Source organism: Streptomyces sp. F001 (assembly GCF_004187715.1).
Lineage (GTDB): Bacteria > Actinomycetota > Actinomycetes > Streptomycetales > Streptomycetaceae > Streptomyces > Streptomyces flavusporus.
Genome location: NZ_QZWF01000149.1, coordinates 1 through 2,093 on the forward strand (window position 1 = coordinate 1; position 2,093 = coordinate 2,093).

At 71.6% G+C, this 2,093-nt stretch carries 3 protein-coding genes; 2 read left to right on the top strand and 1 reads right to left on the bottom strand.

Features of this window, described 5'->3' with window-relative positions:
- Window positions 1-503 (top strand): methyltransferase domain-containing protein (locus StrepF001_RS45105; RefSeq protein WP_129803860.1); only part of this gene is annotated, 503 nt, incomplete at its 5' end.
- Between the two features lie 70 nt (window positions 504-573).
- Window positions 574-1,656 (top strand): trypsin-like peptidase domain-containing protein, encoded by a 1,083-nt coding sequence (locus StrepF001_RS45110; RefSeq protein WP_129803861.1) that lies wholly within the window; start codon window positions 574-576, stop codon window positions 1,654-1,656.
- A 39-nt stretch (window positions 1,657-1,695) separates the two neighbouring features.
- Here StrepF001_RS45110 and StrepF001_RS45115 read toward each other — a convergent pair whose 3' ends face one another.
- Complete coding sequence (locus StrepF001_RS45115) at window positions 1,696-1,908, bottom strand: hypothetical protein (RefSeq protein WP_129803862.1); 213 nt, start codon at window positions 1,906-1,908, stop codon at window positions 1,696-1,698.
- Window positions 1,909-2,093: the final 185 nt, after the last annotated feature.

The following is a 2,093-nucleotide window of genomic DNA, read 5'->3' on the forward strand; positions in this document are numbered from 1 at the left end:
GGGAGCGGGTGCGGGTCCTCGAGGGGGACGGGCGGGACACGGGGGTGCACTTCCTGCCGGGCAGCTTCGACGTGGTGCTCTGTCATGGCGTGCTCATGTACGTCGACGATCCCGATCCGCTGCTGGCGGGCCTGGCGCGGATGCTCGCTCCGGGCGGGCTGCTGTCGCTGCTGGTGCGCAACGGTGACGCGTTGGCCATGCGGCCGGGGCTGTCCGGGGACTGGAGTGCCGCACTGGCGGCCTTCGACACGACCGCGTACCGGAATCGGCTGGGACTCGATGTACGGGCGGACCGGCTGGACACCCTGACCGCCACCCTCGCCGGGATCGGCGCGCCGCTGCACGCGTGGTACGGGGTGCGGGTCTTCACGGACACCGCTACGGACGGGGCGGAGTTGCCGTCCGACGTGTCGGTACTCCTGGCAGCGGAGGAGCGGGCCGGGCGGACGGATCCGTATCGGGGGGTCGCTGCGTTGCTGCATCTCTGCGGAGTGCGTGGATAGCAGGCTGAGGGCTGCCCGTTCGGACGAGCAGCGCAGGGCGGACGCGTCGTGCCGAGGGGAGACTCGGGGCATGGCCGCTCCCTCGTTCTTGATCGTGACCCACGCCCTGCGTCGCCTTGTCCTCGTCGGTGCTCTCTCGGCCGTCCTCGCACTCGTCGCCGGGTGCACCGGCTCCGATTCGTCGGGCGAGCCGGAGTCGACGACCAGGCAGGCCGCGCTGCCGGTGGCCGCCAAGGACCTGCAGGACGACTACCAGAGGGTGATCGAGGACGTCCTGCCGTCGGTCGTGCAGATCCAGGGGCGCGACGAGCTGGGATCGGGCGTGGTGTACGACGACCGGGGGCACATCGTCACCAACGCGCATGTCGTCGGCAAACAGAGGACGTTCGCCGTGACGACGGCGAACAGCGAGGACGTGCTCATCGCCGAGCTCGTCTACTCGTACCCGCAGCAGGACCTCGCCGTCATCAAGCTGGACAAGGCCCCGAAAGGCCTGAAGGCGGCGGCCTTCGCGGACTCGGCCAAGGTCGAGGTGGGGCAGATCGTGCTGGCGATGGGTTCGCCGCTCGGGCTGTCGTCGAGTGTGACGCAGGGGATCGTGTCGGCGACCGGACGGACCGTCACCGAGGGCAGCAGCGACGGCGGTACGGGCGCGACGCTCCCCAACATGGTGCAGACGTCGGCCGCGATCAACCCCGGCAACAGCGGCGGCGCGCTGGTGAACCTCGACAGCCGGGTCATCGGCATCCCGACGCTCGCCGCCGTCGACCCCGGCCTCGGGGACAGCGCCGCGGCCGGCATCGGGTTCGCGATCCCGGCCTCGATGGTGAAGACGGTCGCCGACCAGATCATCAAGGAAGGCAGGGTCACCGACTCGGGCCGGGCGGCGCTCGGCATCACCGGCCGTACGGTCGTGGACGACCAGTACCGGCCCGCCGGGGTCGCCGTCGTCGAGGTGATCGAGGGTGGGGCGGCCGAGCAGGCGGGGATCGAACCCGGGGACATCATCACGCGGCTGGGCGACGACGACATCACGACCATCACCTCGCTCGCCGAGGCGCTGGCGACCGCGCAGCCGGGCGACCGGACCACGGTGACGTTCACCCAGAACGGCGACGAGCGGACCGTCGGCGTGAAGCTGGGCGAGCAGTGAGGACGGGGCGGCCCGGCCGCCGGCCGCCCCCTGCCCCGGCTACGCCTCGTCCGCGTGCAGGCTCATCGGTCCGTAGATCTCCGTGGCGTCCTCGAACAGCCGCACCTGGTCCGCGCCTCCGGCGAGCAGTTCCTTCCAGTACTCCCCGATCCAGGACTCGGCGTCCCCCTGCGTGGTGAACTCCTCGGGCTGCACCGCGGGCTGGACCTCCGTCCCGTCGGCCTTCTCGAACCGCCACGTCCATGCCGCCATGTGCGCCTCCCAGGTGTCAGCACGCCGGATCTTGGTCCGGCTCCCGCCCTGAGCCTATGCGTTCCGCCGGGTGCCGTCGTGGGCTGCGGGTGATCTGTCACCGGGCGGGCTGTGGGGGGCTGGTCCCGGCCTTTTCGCTCGCCCGCGCCTACGGGGTGCCACTGCGCCCACCCTCCCCCCCGCTC